Genomic DNA, 21903 nt, shown 5'->3' with positions numbered 1-21903 from the left:
TGGCTCCATTTCCATACTGGTGCCTGCCTGATCAGAAACTTGCATGATGCCTGGCTCTCTTTACATCTCTATGCATTTAAGTATCTGCATATGTGTTTACCAGCTTTTTTTTAATGGGCCTATTTACCTGTATTCCCAAATGGGGAAATTCATTATAATCAATGAGTAATTTATGCAGATAACCGAAGGGGATGGAATTATTTGAATCATTCGTTGCGTGAACAGCTCGTACACAGAAAAGAAAGTCTCTATTTTGCTTTTGTCATTTTATTCGGCATCCTTACGTATTTGCTATTATCTATAACTATTATTGGCATTATCATGCTGGCCATTTTGCTGACTGCCACCATCATTCTCCACGGGCTGATGATGGCCGGAATCCGCAGGAACGGTGTAAAGCTTGGGGAAAAGCAATTCCCAGAGCTGTATGGAAAGGCGGTTTCAGTGGCCGGGCAGATGGGGCTTGCGAAAGTCCCGGATATTTATATTGTGGAATCCGAAGGGGTTCTCAATGCTTTTGCATCCAGGTTTTTCAGAAAAAATATGGTGGTGCTGTATTCTGGTATTTTTGAATTGATTGAGCAGAAAGCGGAGAAGGAGGTATTGTTTGTACTGGCACACGAGTTTGCCCATCTGAAACGAAGGCATGTGACAGTCAGCTTCCTCCTGCTGCCTGCTCTGTGGGTGCCATTTTTGGGAAATGCGTATTTAAGAGCTTGCGAGTATACCTGTGACCGCTATGCTGCCTACTATACTGAGTCTTATGAAGCTTCCAGGAATGCGCTGACAATGCTTGCCATCGGGAAAGAATTATATAAGAAGGTCGACCAGGAAACCTATATGGAACAGATCGAGTCGGAGCAGGGCATTTTCATATGGCTGAATGAGAAGCTTTCCACTCATCCGCATCTTCCGAAAAGGCTGCATGCACTGGCACAGTTTTTTGCCCCGGAAACGGCACTGGTGCTTAAAGAGAAGCGAAGTACTGTCTGGATTGGTTCTATCGCAGCTGTGCTCTTTCTGGCCCTTGCCGGAACAGGGCTATGGTTTGGCTTAAAAGGAATCGAAAATCTTGATATGCTCTCAGATATGCCAATTGATGGACCAGTAGAAGAAGTGGAAGGAATTACGCCTCTGATGGAGGCTGCAGAGACAAGTGACCTCGCCTCTATTGAAAACCAGATTGGGAATGGAGCTGACATTAATGCTGCTGACAGTGAAGGCTCAACTGCCCTGCACTGGGCCGTGTACAGCGGACAGGCCGATGCCGCCCGGCTCCTGGCAGAACACGGAGCTGATCCAAATACAGTGGATGCCTATGACACAACGCCTTTAATGAGCGCGGTTTTTGCAGATGATGCCAGTATGGCTGAATTGCTTCTGGAATATGGGGCAGATCCGTTATATACAGATGCAGAGGGCCTTACAGCCTATGATTACGCTCAGGAATACGGAAACCCTGAAGTATTGGAAGTGCTTAAGCCTTATTATGAATAAGAAATGAACGCTGCTGAAGAGTTCAGCAGCGTTTTTTGGTGCTTACCATGAGTTTATCGAGTAAGCGTTGTCTGCCGTCTGAACAAACACCGTGCTATAATATGGAAAAAAACAGCGGGAAAGGGGAGAGAGATATGAAGGTGGGAACGATTAAAGAAATCATCAGGCACCCTGTCAAATCCTTTGGCGGTGAAAGTGTGGCAGAGACGCGGCTGATGTCTTACGGATTATATGGAGACAGGAGCCATGCTTTCCTGGACACGTCGAGGCCCGGGAAATTCCTGACCATTACCCAGGCTCCCGAGATGGCCACATTTTCAGCGCGTTTTGCAGGAAAGGAACAGGATAACATGTTTCCGGCAGTCATCATCAGAATGCCTGACGGAAGTAGCGCCAAATGGGGCGATCCCCGCGTAGCAGGTTATTTAGAAAGCCTCACAGGCAAAAAAACTGAGCAGATTCAATACTCGCCAAAGAGTATACCTTTAGGTCCAATAGAAGAGGAGCATCTGCAGCTCGTTTCCGCCGCTTCATTGAGAAAGCTCGGTGAAATGCGGGGCAGAGAAGTTGATCACCGGCGCTTCCGGGCCAATATTATCCTTGATATTGAAGGATCTGTTCCCTTTGCAGAAGAAAGCTGGTTTGGGAAAAAGCTGATCATCGGCAGCGGAGGATCCGCTATCATGATTAAGCGTCATTGTGAAAGATGCCAGATCATCACAGTCGATCCGGAGGATGCCGGTAAGGATGCCGCCCTTCTGAAAATGGTTGCCAAAGAAAGGAGCAATCATTTCGGCGTCTATGCTTCAGTGGTGCGTACAGGTCCGATCCGAACAGGTGATGCAATCTATCTTGCAGATTGACCAAGGAAACTTTTTCCTTCTCTTCGCCGTATATATATCGGGGGGAAAACAATGAAACTATTAACAGCGCAAATAAAACAGGCGGGATACAGCAAAGAGGCTCCATATCTGCAGGATATTCAATTTGAAGTCCATTCAGGAGAGCTGATCGGCCTGATCGGGGCGAATGGTGCGGGAAAGAGCACTACGATCAAAACGATCCTTGGCCTAATGGATTATACAGAAGGAGAAACCGTTTTTAAAGAGGGGATCAAATATTCTTATGTTCCCGAGCGGCCCATCTTTTATGACGAGCTTACATTATGGGAGCATCTCGACTTCATCGCTGCAGTAGAAGGGCTCAGCGATCAGGAATACAGGAAGCAGGCGGAAGAGCTGCTGGAGCTGTATAAGCTGGCAGACTATGCACATGATTATCCCCATACATATTCAAAAGGGATGCAGCAGAAGGCCATGCTGGTCCTCTCTCTGATCATCAACCCTTCTGTATATATCATTGATGAGCCTTTCATCGGCCTGGATCCGAATGCAACAAGGCTTTTCCTGGAATCAGTCGAAAAGGAGCGCCAAAAGGGTGCAGGCATTTTGATGTCGACCCATGTTCTGGACACTGCCGAAAAGGTTTGCGACAGGTTTATAATCATTAATAAAGGCAGGGTCGCGGCATCAGGGACCATGGATGAAATCAGGCAGCAATGCGGCCTGCCGGGCGGGTCGCTGTTCGATTGCTTCCATATGTATTCAGAGGAGCATGTAAATGACTAGCAGCAGGCTCCTTTTTAAAAGGCTTTCGGCAGAATGGAAATATCAGTACAGCGTCTTCAGATCAATTGCGGACTGGACCATCATCCTTTATCTGGCGGTTCCTGCAGCAGTCATCTCCTTTTTCATATACAGATCCTGGTGGACAGAAATGCCCGGGTGGATTTTAATGGTGCCGGCAGCTTTCCTGTTCCTTCCAGGCTATATTGCCTCATGGGGCGGCCATTACCGAACCTTTATCCAGGAGGCAGATAAGGTATTTCTAATTAAAAACCGGAAGCTTTATTTCGGCCTTAAAAAAGGAGCTTTTTTCTATTCTCTTCTGGCTGGAGCATGCCAGGCAGCCTTCATAGCCATTCTGCTGCTTCCCTTTTTAATAGGGCACTACGGCTTTACAATGCTATATGCCGTTTCTTATTTCCTGTTTTTCTTTTCCTGCAGAGTATTTATTATGTGGCTGAAGCAAAATCTGAGGAAGATAGAAGGGAAGCTTTTAAGGATACTATTCAGTCTTGCAAGCTTTGTGCTGTTAAGCTGGATGGTCCAGCTGGTTTTTGCCCTGTGGCTCGGGGGAAATCTGCTGGCCTTTAATATGTCGGCTATTCTGCTGCTTGCCCTGGGAAGCTTCCTATACAATAGGAATCTGTCCAAAACACATACCTTTGATACTGAAGCGGCATTTGAGAGGGAGGAACGAGTCAAATATACAGGCTTAATTTTCCAGCTTTCCTATGAGGTAGAGATGCCTTCGCCTTCCGCAGTAAGAAAAAAGCCTTTTTTGTTCAGGCAATCAAAAAGGATCTTTAAAAAAAGGACGGTCTCTGCCGGATTTCTGGAAGTTTTCATTAAAGTATTCCTGCGCAACCCGTCTTATTGGGGAAACTATTTAAAAATCATATCACCTGCAGTGGCAGCGATCGTCATCATTCCGCCTATCTGGTTAAAAACACTTATAGCCATCGGCTTCCTCATCATGATGTTTTCCTGGCTGCAGATGGTTTGGGGAAAAATCACGATCTCCCACCCCCTCACAAAAAAATACGGTGAAAGAGATGCGTATTTTTCGGCAAGGACCAAAGCGGTATGGGCTCTCTTTCTTCTGTCCATCATTCTTGTTATACTGGCGGCAGCGGGAGGACTTTGGCTGACAGGCCAGATGCCTGCTGGCAGCCTTTCTCTTTGATTTAAGGTTTTCCATTGAAATGATTTATAATGGAAGAGCGAAATTGGTTTAATTATTCCGGATGCAGCCGGTCTGCTTTTGGAATGTACATAAGGAGGATTTGTATGAAAAACATTGATTGGCAGAAAGAAATAGAAGAACGTGAGCAGGCTTTCCTGGCTGATACCCAGAAGCTTCTGCAAATCAGGAGCATTCTTGATGAAGAGAATGCGACTGAAGATGCCCCTCTGGGAAAAGAAGTCAAAGAAGCACTTGATTTTATGCTGGAGCTGGGCAGCAAGGACGGATTCTCCGTGAAAAACACCGGCAATCTTGCTGGACATATTGAGTTTGGGAGTGGAGAAGAAATCGTCGGGATTCTTTGCCACGTGGATGTTGTTCCTGAAGGTGACGGATGGACAAGCGATCCTTTTGCTGCAGAAATAAGGGATGGAAAGATTTTTGCACGCGGGGCGCTGGATGATAAAGGGCCTACAATGGCCGCTTATTATGCTATGAAAATAGTCAAGGAGCTTGGGCTGCCGCTGAGCAAAAAAGTGCGGATGATCGTCGGGACGGACGAAGAGAGCGACTGGCGCTGTGTGGACCATTATTTCAAGCACGAGCAGATGCCTGATATCGGCTTCGCCCCAGATGCTGATTTTCCGATCATCTATGCAGAAAAAGGAATTTCCGACTTTGACCTTGTTCAGGAAAGCACAGCAGAAAATCAGGATGGCGATGTCAAGGCAGAAGTTGCTTCATTCCAGTCCGGCCGAAGATACAACATGGTCCCTGACTATGCCAAAGCATCCCTGCTCGTCCATCATGAACAGACAGAGGTGCTGCAGCGTTTTGTAGATTTCCAGAAGCAGCATGACCTGAAAGGCAGCTATCATGTGGATAATGGTGAGTTGATTCTTGAGGTTGAAGGAATTTCTGCACATGGAATGGAGCCTGATAACGGGAAGAATGCAGGCTTATATTTAGCTAAATTCCTGTCAGAGCTTTCAATCGATTCAAAGGCAGCCCAATTTTTCAGCTTTGCTGACCGCTATTTCTTCAAGGATTCCCGCGGCAGGCAGCTGGGCGCGGCCTACTCTGACGATATCACAGGCGACCTGACCATCAATCTTGGAAAGATAAGCTATTCACAGGCAGAAGGCGGACGGCTTGGATTGAATCTCCGCTACCCTGTCACCAATGATATGGCTTTAACCAAGGAAACGGTCATGGCTGCTGCTGGAAAAGAAGGGTTCCGCCTCGAAAACTTTACAGATTCCAAGCCCCATCATGTGGATGAGGATACTTTCCTGATCCAGACGCTGAAAAAAGTGTATGAGGAGCAGACTGGAGATGAGGCCAAGCTCATCTCGATCGGGGGAGGAACGTATGCCCGTTCCCTGAAGGCCGGTGTCGCTTTTGGTCCATTATTCCCTGACAGGGAGGACATTGCCCACCAGAAGGATGAATATATGTTTATTGAGGACCTTGTAAAAGCTGCAGCCATCTATGCACAGGCTATTTATGAGCTGGCAAAATAAAAGAAACAGGCTGAATATTGTATAGGGGAGGAACGAAAGTGGAATATGCAATCCTGAATGGGGAATTGATTGAACGCAAAGATGCCAAGGTTGACATTGAAGACAGAGGCTATCAGTTTGGCGATGGTGTCTATGAAGTAATCCGGGTATATAACGGCAAAATGTTTACAGCTGAGGAACACCTGAACAGGCTGTCTGAAAGCTGTGAAAAGATCGGACTGAACCCTGGTTTTACAAAGGAAGAGCTAAAAACGAAACTGGAACAGCTGATCGGGAAGAACAAAATTGGTTTCGGAACAGTCTACCTTCAGTATTCAAGGGGCATTTCGCCAAGGAATCACGCCTTTCCGGGCAGTGAAGTCCCTGCCGCTTTCGTAGCCTATACCCGTGAAGCTGCGCGGCCGGAGGAGAATATGAAATCGGGGATCAAGGCAATACTGACTGAAGATATCCGCTGGCTCCGCTGCGATATTAAAAGCCTTAACCTGCTTGGCAATTTGCTGGCCAAGCAGAAGGCAGCCCAGTCTGGGTGCTTTGAAGCCATCCAGCATCGGGGCCATACAGTGACCGAGGGCAGCTCATCTAATATCTTCATCGTAAGCGGCGATAAACTGGTGACACATCCGGCTGACCATTTCATTCTTAATGGGATATCACGGCAAAAAGTGCTCGAGATTTCCCATGAGAATGATATTCCGTTTGAGGAAAAAGCATTCACGATTGATGAGCTCCTTGGTGCAGATGAAATCTTCATTTCCAGCACAACAGCTGAAGTGATGCCGGTCATCGGGATTGACGGCAGTCCTGTGAAGAACGGTAAGCCAGGAGAGCTGACGCAGAAGCTGCAAGGCCTATTCCTCGAAAAAATTGAAAAGGAATGCGGAAGCATTCAAACAGGTGCGTTGAACAGCTGAAAAAAACCGGCCAGGCACTCCAGATCAGGAGGCATGGCCGGTTTTTTCATATAAAGCTGTTTCCGTCATTTATACTATCTTACTCAAAACGGAACAGGTCGCTGGAAAGGTATCTTTCTCCTGTATCACACACAATGAAGACGACTGCATCTTCGGGTGTGAGCTTTTTGGCGACTTCGATGGCCGCAAAGCAGGCTGCCCCTGAGGAAGGGCCGACAAGGATGCCTTCCTCCCTGGCGAGCCTCCTTGTTGTGTCATAAGCCTCTTCGTCCTTGATCTGGTGGATTTCATCATAAACATCCTGATTAAGGATTTCAGGGATAAAACCGGGGCTGGTGCCTACAAGCTTATGCTTGCCGGGCTTGCCTCCTGAAAGGACTGGAGAGCCCTTCGGTTCAACAACGTGGACCTCAAGACCCGGATATTTCTCTTTCAGCACCTCTCCGGTTCCGGTGATCGTTCCGCCTGTGCCTGCAGTCGCGACGAAAGCAGACAGGGGCTTTCCAATCTGTTCCATCCCATCAATAATTTCAAGTGCGGTTGATTTTCTGTGGGCATCGGGATTTGCTTCATTATCAAACTGCATCGGGACAAAGCTGTCCGGGATTTCCTCTGCAAGCTCCAGCGCTTTTTTGATTGATCCGGGCATCTTTTCATCACCTGGTGTGAGGACCACTTCCGCCCCATACGCTTTCAGCAGATTGATCCGTTCAAGTGTCATTGTGTCAGGCATAACAAGAATGGCCTTATAGCCGCGTGCAGCAGCATTCATCGCAAGGCCGATCCCGGTATTCCCGCTTGTAGGCTCAATGATGGTTGACCCTTTTTTCAACCTTCCTTCTTCCTCTGCTTTAATGATCATATTAAAAGCTGCCCGATCTTTGACGCTTTTGCTCGGGTTGTAAAATTCGAGCTTTGCATAAATGGCTGCTCCATTCTCTGGGGCCAGCCTGTTCAGCTTCACGAGCGGCGTGTCGCCAATCAAGTCAGACAGGTTGTCTACAACCTTCATAAAACTCTTCCTTTCTAAAAATAATAATAAAGCTATTTTGCATTCCTTCAGCAAATCTCATGCAAAAGGAGGGAAAACTAAATGATTTTCATTTAATGCTCTGCTCCATAATCATACCTAAAAGGTGGGAAGGCTATCAAATCTTAAGGATTTTCCGGCAGCTTTTTGTTCCCGGCTGTGCAAATTTTGTTAAAATAAATAGAAATGTCGTGGAAAGGGCGTTTTATTGATGCAAACACATTATTTTTTTGCTGTGCGGCTTCCTGACGATGCCAAAGAAAAGCTGAAGCTGAAATGCGAAGCGGCAGCAGGAATGCTTGAATTTCAAAAATGGGTCCATTATCAGGATTATCATATTACGCTGGCCTTTCTGGGAAATGCAGGGAAGGATCAGCTGCAGCATGCAGCCAGGCTTGTCAGGAAGGCACTTGAGGAAGAGGAAGCTTTCAGCCTATCCACCTCAAGGTTTGGCGTCTTCGGAAAGCCGGATCAGCCCAGGATCTTTTGGTCGGACACAGCAGCCCAGCCCAGGCTTGCCGAGGTAAGGAAGAAAGTTTTTGATGCCTGTAAGGAAGCAGGCTTTCAGCTGGAGACCCGGCCATTTAAGCCGCATATCACTCTGGCAAGGAAGTGGGCAGGCAGCAGCCCTTTTGAGCCGGACCTTTTGGGAAATGAATCTGTTTTAACAGAGACAATCTCATTTCCTGCCGCAGAAGTGGTTTTATATCAGACGCATATGGATAGAAGTCCTAAATACGAAGCAATCGAGGTTTATACACTGAAATAAAATACAAGGAAACAAGGAAGGCAGAGGGAATGGGACAGTTAATAAAGCTACAGGATTATATTTCACGCTATGAACAGGATATCTTTTTATATCCTTCCAGATATGTCCGACTGAAGAAGCAGCGGTGGGCACAGCTTTTGGACGCATGGGAAAATAACGATGGTCGGTTTTTCGGCCCTGAACCGGGACAAGCAGAGGATGATTGGAAGCTGGAAGAGAAACAGCCCCTGTCAGAGAGGATTAAGGGAATATTCAGCCTGAAGAGGAAGTCAGAGGACGCTGAGCCGGTTCCTGAAAAGGCAGTGGAAGAGAAGCTCGATTTTGATCCGCAGTTTGCCTCAAGGCCGGATACGGCAGATGAATTGAAGCAGCAATTCCTGGATCAGCTTTTTAGATTTCAAATGAAGTGGGCGAGCTCGACCATCATGGAAAAATCATTTGTTCAGAGATCCTTTTTCTATGACCCCGAGCTCCGCTTCCTCCTTCAGCGTTTTCCGGACACCTATCTGCTTCTTTATAAGCCGGTATTCCGTTTGAAAAAAGCGCCTGTAGAGGCAGAATCGGTCTTTATTACCCCGACTGGGGCCTATTGCCTTTCCTTTATGGAAGAAGATGAGCAGGCTGTTTTCATCGGTTCCAAGGAGCATTTCTGGTTAAAAAGGACAGGGAAGGAAGAAAAGAAAATACTGAATCCGCTCATCGCCCTGGACCGGACAGAAAAAATTGTAAAGAGCATTTTTCAAATGTATGAAATCGATTTCCCGGTACATAAAGTATTAGTAAGCCGGAAAGGCTATTTTGATTATCCGAATGTACCATATGGGGTGGAGCTGATTGAGAAGCGCGGATTCGAGGAGTGGTTTGAAGCTATGAGGAAAAACACGTCCCCCATCAAGCATATCCAGCTTAAAAGCGCGCAGATCCTCCTGCAATATTGCCAGACAACCTGTGTGAAACGCCCGGAATGGGGAGAAGTTGAATAAGGCACATGATCTTAAATACATGCCTGGGCAATTATCAAAAGGTCTTGTAGTAATTCATCCTGATTTTGGGCTCGTTCGTGTGAATAGCTGTTAAGACACCCTTTAAAAAATGCCCTGGGCAAGGTTTGGGGCAGCCTGTATTACAGGTAATAAGGAAGTACTCGGAGGAAAGCCGAGAATAGAAGCGGAGTGAGACGATGATCACAGTGGAACGGATGTACCATGCATACCTTGATGAATTGAATATCATTGCCATCCTGCTTCCCCGTTCTTATTACAATGGCAGCTGTTCTGAATTTGCTCTTTCAGGCCAGGAAGGGAAGAAGGAGCTCTTTATTAAAGAACAGCAGGAACTGGAAGAGGAGATTAAATATATTTGCACCTTCGAAGGTGATCTGGATCTCGGAACAACCTGCTGGATCCATGATGAACATGGGGGGAAGACAGACCTTCAGATTGGATCTGTCATCCGGACAGAGGCATTTGATGAAAAATATTATTATAGCGGGAGCCTGGGGTGCTTTTATACAGAAGAACAGACAGTGTTCAAGCTATGGGCCCCTACCGCCACTCAAGCCAGGCTGTCGTTAGAAGAGCCAGGGAAGGGTATCACGGAATATGCAATGGAAAGAGGAGATTACGGTGTCTGGTCCTATTGTGCCGAGGGAGATCTTGAACTTCATGCCTATTCTTACAAGGTATGCATCGATCTTGAGTGGCGGGAGGCTGCAGACCCATATGCTGCCGCGCTTACAGCCAATGGGGAGAAAGCCGTCGTTGCCAGCCCCGGGAAAATAAAGATGCCTGAGCTTGAGCTTCCGGAGCTGGAACATGATACAGATGCGGTTATATACGAAACCCATATCAGGGACTTTACCATCCATCCCGGGAGCGGCGCGGATAAAAAAGGCACATACCGCGGTGCGGCAGAGCTGGGTACAAAGGGGCCGGAGGGCTGTTCGACCGGCCTTTCCTACGTAAAGGAGCTGGGGGCGACCCATATCGAGTTCCTCCCCTTCCACGACTTTGCGGGGGTGGATGAGCTCGGGGGAAAATCAGATTATAACTGGGGCTATAACCCGCTCCACTTCAACGCACCTGATGGCAGCTACTCCGAGGATCCTTCAGACCCGTATTTGCGGATCCTTGAGCTGAAGGATTTGATTTCAGCTGTCCATTCCCAGGGCCTGCGGGTCATAATGGACGCTGTGTACAACCATGTCTATATAAGGGAATCATCCGATTTTGAAAAGCTTGTACCAGGCTATTACTTCCGGCACGATGAGTTCGGGATGCCATCAAATGGAACCGGGGTAGGCAATGACTTTGCCTCTGAGAGGAAGATGGCAGGGAAGTTCATCGTCGATTCCGTGAAGTTCTGGCTGCATGAATATAAAATTGACGGGCTGCGCTTTGATCTGATGGGAATCCTGGATGTCGGGACGATGCAGGAGGTCAGGAAAGCTGCAGATGAAGCCGGCAGGCATATTCTCATCATTGGGGAGGGGTGGGACCTTAACACTCCTCTCCCGCAGGAACAAAAGGCCAATCTGCGCAACCAGGGCAAGCTCGAGAGGATCGGCCAGTTCAATGACTGGTTCAGGGATTCTATTAAGGGAAGTACATTCAATATTTATGATAAAGGATATGCACTGGGAAATGCACATTACCGCGAGGATGCGAAACAGGTTCTTGCCGGAAGCATCGGAATGGGGAAAAAGGCTAAGCCTCTCTTCCGTTCTCCGGGGCAGTCTGTGAACTATGCCGAATCGCATGATAACCATACACTATGGGATAAGCTTGGCGCATGTTTCCCTGAAGAGAGAGAGGAATTCAAGGAGAAGCACCACCGGCTTGCGACGGCAATGGTCATCCTTGCACAGGGAATTCCTTTCCTTCACAGCGGACAGGAGTTCTTCAGGACAAAAAATGGGGACGGCAACAGCTATCGGTCCCCAAATGAGGTCAACTGGCTTGATTGGGAGCGCCGGCTTCACTATCAGGATAATGTGGACTATATAAAAGGGCTGATTAGCATAAGGAAGAACATCAAAGCTTTCCGTTTTCACAGCACAGACCTGATCAGGAGGCATATGCAGTTCATCCAGGCAGAAGAGCCGATGATTGCATTCGAGCTGCAGGATATCAGGGAATTCGGGGGCTATGATTCCATCAGGGTATGTTTCAATCCTTCCCGGGAAGAGCGGAAGTTCCCTGCTGATGGAGAATGGGAAGTTTTGGCGGACGGAGACAGGGCGGGTGCAGAACCGGTAAATACTGTGAATTCGGGCGCTGCAATAATTGCCCCATGCAGCCTGCTGATCCTTGCCAGAAGGTGAAAGAAGCTGCCCTTTTGCCCGCCCGAAGCTGAATCGGGATCAAACCATAAAAATTGAAAAAGAAATCATTATAATAAAATACTGTTTTTATCTCTGATTGACTTGACTAGAAAACACGCTAAGAGATAAAATTTATAAGATAGCTATTGCAGGACATTTGCTTCAATAGCTTTTTTTTATTTTACTTTGCTTTTCTATACAATAGTCCTTTAATCAATTAGCGGCGGAATGGACAGGAGCGGGCTTTGCTTTCTTTGCAGTTCCGCATATATAGATAGGAGACTGTAAAAGGCCTGGCTGAGATGCGGGCCTTGCACTTTCCTTACTCGCATTTAATTTGCAGAAAAACATTGTAGGTGAACAATTTTGGAACATTTATTCGGACAAGATTGGGAGATAGTTCCTGCCGGAGGAGCGACAGGTGAAGCGTTTTTTGCCCAGCATGAAGAGCAGCAATTATTCTTGAAGCGGAATTCATCGCCTTTTCTCGCTGTTTTGTCAGCAGAAGGAATTGTTCCAAAGCTTGTGTGGACAAAAAGGCTTGAAAATGGGGACGTCATAACAGCCCAGCAATGGCTTGCCGGAAGGGAATTGAAGCCGGGGGATATGGAAGATGAGCGGGTAGCCAGGCTTCTCAAGAAAATCCATGACTCCAGGCCGCTCCTTGGGATGCTTAGCAGGCTGGGAAAATCTCCCCTGAAGCCAGAGGCAATACTGAACGCGGTCACAGAAGAGCTGGATGAAGAAATCCGCAGACTGGATGCTGTCAGGAAAGCCCTCGGGTTCCTTGAAAAGGAGAAGGGGAATATCTTCTGTGAAGATATGGTCGTCTGCCACTGCGATGTCAATCATAACAACTGGCTGCTCACAGAGAACGACCAGCTGTATCTGATTGATTGGGATGGGGCAATGATTGCCGACCCTGCCATTGATCTCGGGATGCTCTTATACTGGTACATCCCCCGTGATAAATGGCATTCCTGGCTGAAGCGGTATGGAATGGAATTAACATCCTCCCTTGCCCTTCGCATGAAATGGTATGTGGCTGCCCAGACTTTGACATCGATTCAATGGCATAAAAGCAAGGGGAGATATGAAGAAATGGATAAGTGGATCCAGTTCATCAAGGAGCTTGACCTAGGCTAGGAAAGCTGGTCAATGCTCTCTACCCACTGGGAGAGCTCCTGCTGGTGCAGCTCTATATGGCCGTCGAGATTGGAAGAGCCGGCGCCGTTTTGGCTGTAGCTGTAAATCTGCTCCAGTACTGTCCTTACCTCCTGGCCGATATTTGCATTGACCATGAGGGATTTTACCAAGCGCTCCAATTGTTCACACTCTGAAACCGACCCGCAGCAGTCTGTCTGATGGCTGCTTAATATATCCCTCAGCAGGGTTAGTTGATCTGTATGGCACAGCGGCATATGATTCAGCATCCTTTCTATTTGTACATGAATGGGATTGAGGCACCAACAAAAAAAGGAATTCACATTTATCATGTGAATTCCTTTTTTTTATTATTCATCAGCTTATCTTTTATAGATGGTTGACAGGCTTTCCGATATAAAGGCTCTGTCTCTTTGATCTGACTTTCTGAGTCCATTTTCTGTTCCTAAGCTTCTCATACGGATAGACAGTCACACTGTAGCCAAGGAACATGATGCCTATAACTAAAAGGACGGCCATTTCCAATCCTGTCTCAATCAATTTTCCCATGTATATTTCCAGCTCCTTTTGATGCCTGAAGGAAAAGCATTTCAGGCTCGGGTTTTTCCGTTCGAGTACACTCTTAAAACCTTAACAAAACATCATATAAATGAAAAACGCGGTTTCGATTGATATACAGGAGATATTTCCGGTAACATAAGATGAACGCGCTTTAACAGACAGTGCCCTTACATATGCGGCCGGATGCTCCCCGATCCTTCCTGAACGAGGGTTGCATCGATAGGGAAGGCATGGTATTGTTTGAACGATATTATTATTTAGGGGTGTCCTCATGAGACAAAGAAACAAGCCTTGGGCTAAAGATAAATTAATGCAGCATCCGCAGTATGTCATCCTGGAGCCGATTCAGCATAAAGGAAAATGGGCTGAAGTATTTGAAGAAGACCAGCCGCTCCATATAGAAATTGGAACAGGGAAAGGCCGATTCATCACAGGGATGGCAAAGGCCAATCCTCATATCAACTATATCGGCATAGAATTGGCAGAAAGCGTCATCGTGACTGCCCTTGATAAGCTTATTGAAGAAGAGCTTCCAAACCTTAAGCTGATGAATGCCAATGCCAAGAACCTGGCTGAGTATTTCGATAAAGGGGACGTAGACAGGGTTTACCTTAATTTCTCAGACCCTTGGCCAAAGACCCGTCATGAAAAAAGAAGGCTCACTTTCAAAAGTTTCCTTGATGTCTACAAAAGCATCCTTGTCGATAAAGGAGAAATCCATTTCAAGACTGACAACCAGGGGCTGTTCGAATATTCACTTACAAGCTTCTCCGAATACGGACTCCTCCTCACTTACGTCAGCCTCGACCTTCACAACAGCGACTATGAAGGCAATATCATGACCGAATACGAAGAAAAATTCTCCGGCAGAGGCAGCAGAATCTACCGCTCTGAAGTGAGATATCAATAATTATGGAGCGCTTGTCCTGGCCGGCAGCGCTGGTATAGACAAAAGGGGTACGGATATTTCGTGCTCTTTTTGTTTTTTTCTATCTATGTAATTAAGTTGGGATAAATTGCCTTGGAAACAAAAAGGCTTGGTTTTCATAATCATAAAAGTTTGAAAACCTGTTAATTGGAGTGGAAGGCACGCAGACTCCTGTGGGAGATAGCGGAAATGTTGAGACCCCACAGCGCGCAAGCGCGAGGAGGCTCAACTCCGCCCCGCGGAAAGCGAAGTGCCTGGAACGGAAATTAACAGCTAAGTAAAAAGCAGAAAACTTATCTCAAGAAGCAAGCGAAAAAGACTAAATATTCCACCAACTCCACTCCTAATGATAAAATGAACAAGACAGGTATACATACAATCTGCTGAAAAAGGGAGTGTCCAAATGGAAACCTTAAAATTAAAAACAGTCAAGCTCACGTGGCTCAACGGCGGGGTCACACATCTGGATGGCGGCGCCATGTTCGGCGTTGTCCCAAAAGCTCTGTGGGAAAAGAAATATCCCTGCAATGAAAATAACCAGATCGAGCTTAGAACAGATCCAATCCTTGTGGAAGCTAACGGGAAAAAGATGCTCATAGAAACAGGCATTGGCTCAGGCAAGCTTAACGAAAAGCAAAAGCGGAACTACGGAGTGACAGAAGAATCCAGTCTTGAAAAATCCCTCGGAGAGCTTAGCCTCAGCCCGGAGGATATCGACTATGTACTGATGACCCATCTGCATTTCGACCATGCATGCGGCCTTACCAGACTTGAAGGAGAAGAATTTGTTTCAGTGTTCACCAATGCAAAAATCATTGTATCGGAAACCGAGTGGGAAGAGATGCGCAATCCGAACATCCGGTCCAGGAATACATACTGGAAAGAAAATTGGAGCGGGATAGAGGACCAGGTGATCACATTCAAAGATGAATGGAGCTTCGGTCCAGTGAGAATGGTCCACACAGGCGGTCACAGTGATGGACATGCCATTATTCTCATCGAGGAAGAAGGGGAAACAATCGTTCATATGGCAGACATCATGCCGACACATGCCCACCAGAATGTTCTATGGGTTCTTGCCTTTGACGATTATCCGATGGATTCAATCGCTGCGAAGCAGAAATGGCTTGAGTACGGAATCAGCAGGGATGCATGGTTTACGTTTTACCATGATGCCTATTTCCGGGCGGTGAAATGGGACGGGGATAAACAGCTGAAGGAAGAGCTGAAACGCACCAGATAAAGGCAAGCTAAAGGCCGGATAAAAGAATCCGGCCTTTAGCTTGCAATCTTTAAGACAGCGGATAGGCATCCAAAATCGTTCCGGTGCGGCTGTCTGCGACAAACTCGTATTGAGATACCTCTCCATCAGCTGTCCTTGAAATGCCGCCTTTATAGACATTATAGCTAAGCCCATGCTTCTCATAAGGTTCAGGCTGCATATGTATCCATGATCCGCTGATCGGGCCATTTTTCTTGAAAGCGGCTTTAGCCTGGTCAAGTGCTTTCTCTGGAGAAACCGCGGTTTTATCTGCCATTAATTCCTTCACAGCCAAGCCGCCTGCTGCTCCGACTCCAACACCAAGCAAAAATGATTTCCAGTTCATGATCTGCCCCTCCGTCTTTTTCCATCATTGTTGTTCTTTATTCCATTCTACCAAATGTAACCGGATATATTAAAGGAATTCACATAAAGTGAAAGAACATGGAACCATATCTGGGGGACGGCTAGGAGGAAAAGGTGGTAAGAGGTAAGAAAGTTCTGTAAAATAACTGTATACATAATAATGATATAAATCCCATTAAAGGAGCAGGTACAATGAACAATAAAACATTGCAGCTTTTTAAAACACTGACAGAATTGCCGGGAGCGCCGGGGAATGAACATTTAGTCCGCAAGTTTATGCGAGAGCAGCTTGGCCAGTATTCTGATGAAGTGGTCCAGGACAAGCTTGGGGGAGTATTTGGAGTAAAAAGGGGAGATGAGGAAGGCCCGACTGTGATGGTAGCAGGCCATATGGATGAGGTTGGCTTCATGGTTACCTCCATCACCGATAACGGCATGATCCGCTTCCAGACCCTTGGCGGCTGGTGGAGCCAGGTCCTGCTTGCCCAGAGGGTGCAGGTCATGACCAATAATGGCCCGGTCACAGGCGTCATCGGTTCCATCCCTCCGCACCTGCTGGATGAAGCCAAGCGCAGCAAGCCAATGGATATTAAAAATATGCTGATTGACATCGGTGCAGATGACCGTGCGGATGCAGAGAAGATCGGCATTAAGCCCGGCCAGCAGATCATCCCTATCTGTCCGTTTACGCCAATGGCAAATGAAAAGAAAATCATGGCGAAGGCCTGGGATAACCGTTATGGATGCGGGCTTGCGGTCGAACTTCTGGAAGAAGTGAAAGACGAAAAGCTGCCGAACATCCTTTATTCCGGGGCGACAGTCCAGGAAGAAGTCGGGCTGAGAGGTGCGCAGACAGCCGCCAATATGATCAAGCCTGATATTTTCTTTGCATTGGATGCAAGCCCTGCGAATGACATGACAGGCGACAAAAGGGAATTCGGCCAGCTTGGGAAAGGTGCGCTGCTTCGCATTCTGGACCGCTCCATGGTTACGCACCGCGGCATGAGGGAATTCGTGCTGGATACAGCTGAGAAGAATAATGTGCCTTACCAGTATTTTGTTTCCCAGGGCGGAACAGATGCAGGGCGTGTCCACACTTCAAATGAAGGAGTCCCAAGTGCGGTAGTCGGCATTTGCTCCCGTTATATTCATACTCACGCTTCCATTATCCATGTGGATGATTATGCGGCAGCAAAAGAGCTTCTGGTCAAGCTTGTTAAATCCTGCGACAAAGCCACTGTCGCATCCATCCGCGAGAACGCGTAAAAACAACAGCCCGGAGGCAGCAGCAGTGCTGCCTCTTTTCAATGGGTCAAAATGGGGCAATATAGATTGCAGCAATGAAAAAGGAGAACAGCTTTATGAAAATTATAATAGGTTCTAAAAATCCGGCGAAAATAGGTGCTGTGGAAGCCATTTTCAATGAAAGCGGCTTTAAAGTCGATTCTGTGGATGTACCTTCCGGTGTGAGTGACCAGCCTTTTACAGATGATGAAACGATTAAAGGGGCTGTACAAAGAGCGGAGCTTGCACTGAAAGAAGGAGATGGCGATATAGGAATCGGTCTGGAAGGAGGGGTTCAGAACACAGCTGCAGGTTTGTTTCTCTGCAATTGGGGGGCGCTTGCGCAAAAAGGCAAAGAAACAATTGTCGCTGGAGGGGCCAGAATTCCCCTTCCGCAGGAAATTGCCGAAGAGCTGCTCGCAGGCCGAGAGCTTGGGCCTGTCATGGATGAATATGCCCAAAAAGAAAACATCCGGAAAAAAGAAGGCGCCATCGGTGTGTTCACAAATGGCAGGGTCGACAGGGCCGAAATGTTCGCGCATGTTGTCAGGCTGCTCGCCGGGCAGCTGGAGTACCGGAACAGAAATAGGGAGATGCGTTGACGCCTCTCCCCAGCTTGTATTAAGCAAGCCGCTTCCGCATTTCAGTTTTCTTCAAAGACATATGAAAGAATTTTGATTGCCTGATTAACGGTTTCGACTGTTGCGTTTGCTTTTTGTGAGAGTTCTTTAAGCGGGTGGTGCAGTTTTTCAGGCCTGATCAGGATCAGCGGCTTTTTCAGTGCAAGGGCAGTGCTGGCATCCATGCTCGTGTTCCATTGCTTATACTGCTCGCCGAACAGCGCAATGACCAGGTCGGATTTTTCCATCAGCAGCTGGGTCCGCAGATTGTTGATGCTTGAAGAAGCCTGGTCGAGGTAAACAGGGCCCGGCTGTTCCCCAAGTATTTCTTCCCCAATCTTATCAGAGCGCTCGTGGTTTTCCATCGGTCCGACAAAATGGACCGGAAGCTGAAGGGCTTTTGCTTTTTCCTTCAGCTCTCCCCTCCAGTCTGTATGAATCTCGCCTGCCAGATAAACTGTCAATTCCATCATACTTCCTCCTCTTTGGTAGATATCTTACATTTTACCACTTCTGTTAATAACAAACCGTCCGCAGGCCTGAAAAACCGGCAGGAGGGGTTGTCAGATAATTAAAAAGACGGTTATGATAGAAAAGGACGATATTTTTTCCAGCAGGGAGGAAAATAGTATGAAAAAAATCAGCATCGCCGCCTTGCTAATGATATGCTCCGTTCTGTTCCTGAGCGCCTGTTCTGCATCCTTCCAAGAGGAGCAGAAAGCAGCGAAGAAGGCAGCGGAGACAGCTTTCACCCAAAAGCCCAAGGATGCAAATAATGAAAATGAAGAGATAGATTATTATTTGCCTTTTGGTGTCGAGGTTGAAGAAGAGAGCCCAAACAATCTAATCTTAAAAAATGGAAGCAAAACATATATCCTGTTTTATAACCAGAATGAGGGCAAAGGCAGCAAGGTGGTTTATAAGTCTGCGAAACTTCAGAACGAAAGCTATGAGGTGGATGAAACCTTCCAATATGATGGCAGATTCGGATTTATTCTAATTAAAAAGCTGGATGATGACAGAAGCGAATTGATTGTCGGAGCTGATGGGGTCAAGATCACAACGGAAACAAAGACCTCCAGCCTGAAAGCAGATGCTTCAATGATGATTGATATCGTCAATTCCGTCCGGATGAAATAGGCAGGCAAAGGGGTGTCCCTTTGCTTTTTTTTGTGTTTTTTCTAAGGACAAAAGGAAAATCTGGTTTCTCATAACAGAAAGCGCCCATACTAGGAAGGTTCCGGGTATATTTTTCTTCCTTTTTACATTGTACATGCTTACAATATAGGTTGTAACATCTGTCTTGACACATGACAATGAAGAATGAACGGGGGATTTTAAATGAGAGAGTTTGTGAAGAGAAAAGGGGTCAGCCTGTCTGCGAGGGTTTACTTTATAGATGCATTGAGCAGCATGGCATTAGGCCTGTTTTCTTCTCTGATTATAGGTCTGATCATTAAGACGGTGGGAGAGCAGCTGCCGGCAGGATATGGCGGGAGTTTTTTCATAGAAATGGGGACGCTCGCGATGGGGCTTATGGGGCCGGCAATCGGCGTTGCTGTTGCTTATGGGCTGAATGCGCCGCCGCTGGTACTGTTCGCTGCGATTGCAAGCGGGGCAGCAGGGGCCGCGCTGGGCGGACCAGCCGGGAGCTTTGCAGCTGCCCTGATATCTGTGGAGATTGGAAAGCTTGTCAGCAAGGAGACGAAAATCGATATTATTGTTACGCCTTTTGTTACGATATTGGCTGGCTATGGAACGGCAGCGCTGATAGGACCCGGAATAAGCTTCCTGTTAAAGGGTCTTGGAAGCATGATCATGTGGGGGACGGAGCAAAGGCCGATTTTAATGGGAATCATTGTGGCAGTGCTGATGGGCCTCGCCCTTACAGCACCTATCTCCAGTGCAGCCATTGCGCTGATGCTTGATCTGCACGGGCTTGCAGCAGGGGCGGCAACAATTGGATGTGCAGCCCAAATGGTCGGTTTTGCAGTCAGCAGCTACAGGGAAAATAAAGTAGGCGGCCTCATTGCCCAGGGACTTGGAACTTCAATGCTGCAGGTGCCGAATATCATCAGGAATCCGATGATCCTTCTCCCGCCGACCATTGCGGGTGCAGTTCTTGCACCGCTTGGTACCACTTTATTTGTTCTCGAGAACAATGCGGCAGGTGCGGGAATGGGGACAGCTGGCCTTGTCGGGCAGATCATGACTGTGACAGCAATGGGATTCAGCTCGGTTGTCTTCCTGAAAATAGTCATGTTGCATTTTGTTGGACCAGCCGCAATAAGCTTGTTATTATCTGAGTATATGAGGAAAAAAGGCTGGATCAAACATGACGATATGCTGATCCAGACAGGAGGAAAAAGAAATGAAAAAGCTTGAATCAATGGAACAGTTTGAGCAAATGAAAAATGAGGGGCAGCATATTTTTATGTTTTCAGCAGACTGGTGCCCTGACTGCCGCATCATCGAACCGATCCTTCCAGAGGTAGAAGAAAAGTTCAGCGATTATACCTTTGTATATGTAGACCGGGATGAATATATTGATCTGTGCGGGCAGCTTGATATCTTCGGCATCCCGAGCTTCATTGCCTTCAGGGATGGAGAGGAATCAGGCCGCTTTGTCAGCAAGGATAGGAAAACACAGGAAGAAATCGAGAATTTCATCGCCGGCCTCAGCCGCTGATATCTTTTGCCCTCCGTCTTCTTTGAGATGGAGGGCTTTCTATTGTACAATGGAAACTGCAGAAATTTCCCGTTAAGGAGGGAAAAAGGATGAAAATGGACAGCAGGAAAATGAAGGATGAATTAATGAAGAGGCTGGATGCTGATAACCGGTCTTTCGAATTTGATAAAAAAAAGGATACCCTCCGGATTGAAAATAAAGGGACGGGCAAAGGGATCACCATTTCGCTGCCTGGCATCATTGCTAAATGGCAGGAGCAGAAGGACAAGGCGATTGAAGAGGTGGCCTATTATGTGGAAGAAGGACTCAGGGCCATGTCGGGAGAATCCGGGCTTGAAGGCCATGAAAAAAATATCTTCCCTGTCATCAGGTCAACTTCTTTTCCGCAGGAATCTGAAGAAGGAATCTTGTTCCTGTTTGACGAACATACAGCAGAAACGAGGATCTATTATGCCCTTGACCAGGGCAAAACCTACAGGCTCATTGATTCAGCGCTCATGGAAAAAGAGGGCTGGACAGCTGAAAGGATCAGGGAGATTGCCTTATTTAATGTCAGGTCCCTGTCAACCGGGATTAAAAAGGACGAAGTGGCCGGCAATATCTTTTATTTTTTGAACGCAAATGACGGCTATGATGCGAGCCGCATCCTCAATGAAGCTTTTCTGAAGAGCATGGAGCAGCAGATAACCGGTGAGATGGCACTTGCCGTTCCCCATCAGGACGTCCTGATCATAGCGGATGTGCGGAATAATACAGGCTATGATATCCTCGCCCAGATGAACATGAGCTTCTTTGCAAGCGGCAGGGTACCGATTACGGCATTATCATTTCTTTATGAAAACGGGGAACTTGAGCCGATTTTCATTCTCGGCAAAAATAAGAAAAAGTGACAGGGGAAGGATCACGAAATGTGGTCCTTTTTTATATCTGATAGACAGGGAAAAGCCTGCAGGTTACACTGCCTGTAACAGTTGTAAACCCGATGTTAAACTGGTTATGCCAAAAGTATAAGCATGATGAGGGAAACTGTGGCAATTTTACCCATAAAGCCTATAAAAAGGCTCATTCTCTCTTTTTAACTCGAATTTTTATGAATAGCTGATAAAATAAAAGGGTAGGAAGAATAAGCTGCCCTTTTCATAGAATCTTAAGGGTTATTCTGCTTTT

23 protein-coding genes are annotated in these 21903 nt (G+C 47.0%); 18 read left to right on the top strand and 5 right to left on the bottom strand.

From position 1 onward, the window contains the following. Window positions 1-201 precede the first annotated feature (201 nt). The 6 genes from N288_RS18665 (at window position 202) to dat (ending at window position 6742) form a co-directional block, all read left to right on the top strand. The gene (locus N288_RS18665; RefSeq protein ID WP_022544294.1) at window positions 202-1497 is read left to right on the top strand and encodes a M48 family metallopeptidase; all 1296 of its coding nucleotides are present in this window, start codon (window positions 202-204) and stop codon (window positions 1495-1497) included. A 134-nt stretch (window positions 1498-1631) separates the two neighbouring features. Continuing rightward, window positions 1632-2360: an MOSC domain-containing protein gene (locus N288_RS18660; RefSeq protein ID WP_022544293.1), complete on the top strand. Its 729-nt coding sequence runs from the start codon at window positions 1632-1634 to the stop codon at window positions 2358-2360. 51 nt (window positions 2361-2411) lie between these two features. Beyond that, window positions 2412-3125, top strand: a complete 714-nt coding sequence (locus N288_RS18655) for an ABC transporter ATP-binding protein (protein WP_009795244.1) — start codon at window positions 2412-2414, stop codon at window positions 3123-3125. Further along, window positions 3118-4305: an ABC transporter permease gene (locus tag N288_RS18650; protein WP_009795243.1), complete on the top strand. Its 1188-nt coding sequence runs from the start codon at window positions 3118-3120 to the stop codon at window positions 4303-4305. The genes N288_RS18655 and N288_RS18650 overlap by 8 nt, the downstream gene beginning before the upstream one ends. 104 nt (window positions 4306-4409) lie before the next feature. Next, window positions 4410-5828, top strand: a complete 1419-nt coding sequence (gene pepV / locus N288_RS18645; protein ID WP_009795242.1) for a dipeptidase PepV — start codon at window positions 4410-4412, stop codon at window positions 5826-5828. A gap of 38 nt (window positions 5829-5866) precedes the next feature. Then, a complete protein-coding gene (gene dat, locus N288_RS18640; RefSeq protein WP_022544292.1) occupies window positions 5867-6742 on the top strand; it encodes a D-amino-acid transaminase in 876 nt (291 codons plus the stop codon). 79 nt (window positions 6743-6821) lie between these two features. Here the strand turns inward: dat and cysK are convergent, their stop codons facing one another. After that, on the bottom strand, window positions 6822-7754 hold the full coding sequence (gene cysK, locus N288_RS18635; protein ID WP_009795240.1) for a cysteine synthase A: 933 nt from the start codon (window positions 7752-7754) through the stop codon (window positions 6822-6824). A 229-nt stretch (window positions 7755-7983) separates the two neighbouring features. On the opposite strand from cysK, the gene thpR reads away from it, so the two are divergent. The 4 genes from thpR (at window position 7984) to N288_RS18615 (ending at window position 13009) form a co-directional block, all read left to right on the top strand. Next, window positions 7984-8541, top strand: coding sequence for an RNA 2',3'-cyclic phosphodiesterase (gene thpR, locus N288_RS18630; RefSeq protein WP_009795238.1), 558 nt, complete (start codon window positions 7984-7986; stop codon window positions 8539-8541). A gap of 29 nt (window positions 8542-8570) precedes the next feature. Continuing rightward, the gene (locus tag N288_RS18625) at window positions 8571-9524 is read left to right on the top strand and encodes an NERD domain-containing protein (protein WP_009795237.1); all 954 of its coding nucleotides are present in this window, start codon (window positions 8571-8573) and stop codon (window positions 9522-9524) included. A 197-nt stretch (window positions 9525-9721) separates the two neighbouring features. Continuing rightward, window positions 9722-11863, top strand: coding sequence for a type I pullulanase (gene pulA / locus N288_RS18620; RefSeq protein ID WP_009795236.1), 2142 nt, complete (start codon window positions 9722-9724; stop codon window positions 11861-11863). A 366-nt stretch (window positions 11864-12229) separates the two neighbouring features. Then, complete coding sequence (locus N288_RS18615) at window positions 12230-13009, top strand: phosphotransferase family protein (protein WP_009795234.1); 780 nt, start codon at window positions 12230-12232, stop codon at window positions 13007-13009. On the opposite strand, the gene N288_RS18610 is transcribed toward N288_RS18615, so the two are convergent. Next, window positions 13006-13284, bottom strand: a complete 279-nt coding sequence (locus N288_RS18610) for a YtzH-like family protein (protein ID WP_009795233.1) — start codon at window positions 13282-13284, stop codon at window positions 13006-13008. The two genes, N288_RS18615 and N288_RS18610, sit on opposite strands and share 4 nt — an antisense overlap. A gap of 112 nt (window positions 13285-13396) precedes the next feature. After that, window positions 13397-13576, bottom strand: a complete 180-nt coding sequence (locus N288_RS18605) for a hypothetical protein (protein ID WP_009795231.1) — start codon at window positions 13574-13576, stop codon at window positions 13397-13399. Between the two features lie 283 nt (window positions 13577-13859). On the opposite strand from N288_RS18605, the gene trmB reads away from it, so the two are divergent. Beyond that, a complete protein-coding gene (gene trmB, locus N288_RS18600; protein WP_022544290.1) occupies window positions 13860-14498 on the top strand; it encodes a tRNA (guanosine(46)-N7)-methyltransferase TrmB in 639 nt (212 codons plus the stop codon). A 421-nt stretch (window positions 14499-14919) separates the two neighbouring features. Continuing rightward, on the top strand, window positions 14920-15759 hold the full coding sequence (locus N288_RS18595; RefSeq protein WP_022544289.1) for a YtnP family quorum-quenching lactonase: 840 nt from the start codon (window positions 14920-14922) through the stop codon (window positions 15757-15759). A 49-nt stretch (window positions 15760-15808) separates the two neighbouring features. Here N288_RS18595 and N288_RS18590 read toward each other — a convergent pair whose 3' ends face one another. Next, window positions 15809-16123, bottom strand: coding sequence for a PepSY domain-containing protein (locus N288_RS18590; protein WP_009795384.1), 315 nt, complete (start codon window positions 16121-16123; stop codon window positions 15809-15811). 212 nt (window positions 16124-16335) lie between these two features. Here N288_RS18590 and N288_RS18585 point away from each other — a divergent pair, with 212 nt between their 5' ends. Both N288_RS18585 and N288_RS18580 read left to right on the top strand, forming a co-directional pair. Then, window positions 16336-17409: a M42 family metallopeptidase gene (locus tag N288_RS18585; RefSeq protein ID WP_009795383.1), complete on the top strand. Its 1074-nt coding sequence runs from the start codon at window positions 16336-16338 to the stop codon at window positions 17407-17409. 95 nt (window positions 17410-17504) lie between these two features. Continuing rightward, the gene (locus tag N288_RS18580; protein WP_022544288.1) at window positions 17505-18029 is read left to right on the top strand and encodes a DUF84 family protein; all 525 of its coding nucleotides are present in this window, start codon (window positions 17505-17507) and stop codon (window positions 18027-18029) included. A gap of 41 nt (window positions 18030-18070) precedes the next feature. Here the strand turns inward: N288_RS18580 and N288_RS18575 are convergent, their stop codons facing one another. Further along, the gene (locus N288_RS18575) at window positions 18071-18517 is read right to left on the bottom strand and encodes a YtoQ family protein (protein WP_009795381.1); all 447 of its coding nucleotides are present in this window, start codon (window positions 18515-18517) and stop codon (window positions 18071-18073) included. Window positions 18518-18677: 160 nt separating this feature from the next. Between N288_RS18575 and N288_RS18570 the strand changes: the two genes are divergently transcribed. The 4 genes from N288_RS18570 to N288_RS18555 all read left to right on the top strand — a co-directional run bounded on the left by N288_RS18570 (window position 18678) and on the right by N288_RS18555 (window position 21626). Continuing rightward, window positions 18678-19187 carry a hypothetical protein gene (locus N288_RS18570; RefSeq protein ID WP_035403264.1) on the top strand — a complete coding sequence of 170 codons (510 nt, stop codon included), beginning with the start codon at window positions 18678-18680 and terminating at the stop codon, window positions 19185-19187. A gap of 201 nt (window positions 19188-19388) precedes the next feature. Beyond that, a complete protein-coding gene (locus N288_RS18565) occupies window positions 19389-20432 on the top strand; it encodes a PTS transporter subunit IIC (RefSeq protein WP_009795379.1) in 1044 nt (347 codons plus the stop codon). Then, window positions 20419-20736 carry a thioredoxin family protein gene (locus N288_RS18560; RefSeq protein ID WP_009795378.1) on the top strand — a complete coding sequence of 106 codons (318 nt, stop codon included), beginning with the start codon at window positions 20419-20421 and terminating at the stop codon, window positions 20734-20736. Before N288_RS18565 ends, N288_RS18560 begins: the two co-directional genes overlap by 14 nt. An 89-nt stretch (window positions 20737-20825) precedes the next feature. After that, on the top strand, window positions 20826-21626 hold the full coding sequence (locus tag N288_RS18555; RefSeq protein ID WP_009795377.1) for a DUF1444 domain-containing protein: 801 nt from the start codon (window positions 20826-20828) through the stop codon (window positions 21624-21626). Window positions 21627-21903: the final 277 nt, after the last annotated feature.

This window comes from Bacillus infantis NRRL B-14911, from assembly GCF_000473245.1.
In the GTDB taxonomy this organism is placed as follows: Bacteria; Bacillota; Bacilli; order Bacillales; family Cytobacillaceae; genus Bacillus_AB; species Bacillus_AB infantis.
The sequence above is the reverse complement of the archived record's forward strand: the minus strand, read 5'-3'. Positions and strand labels throughout refer to the sequence as shown.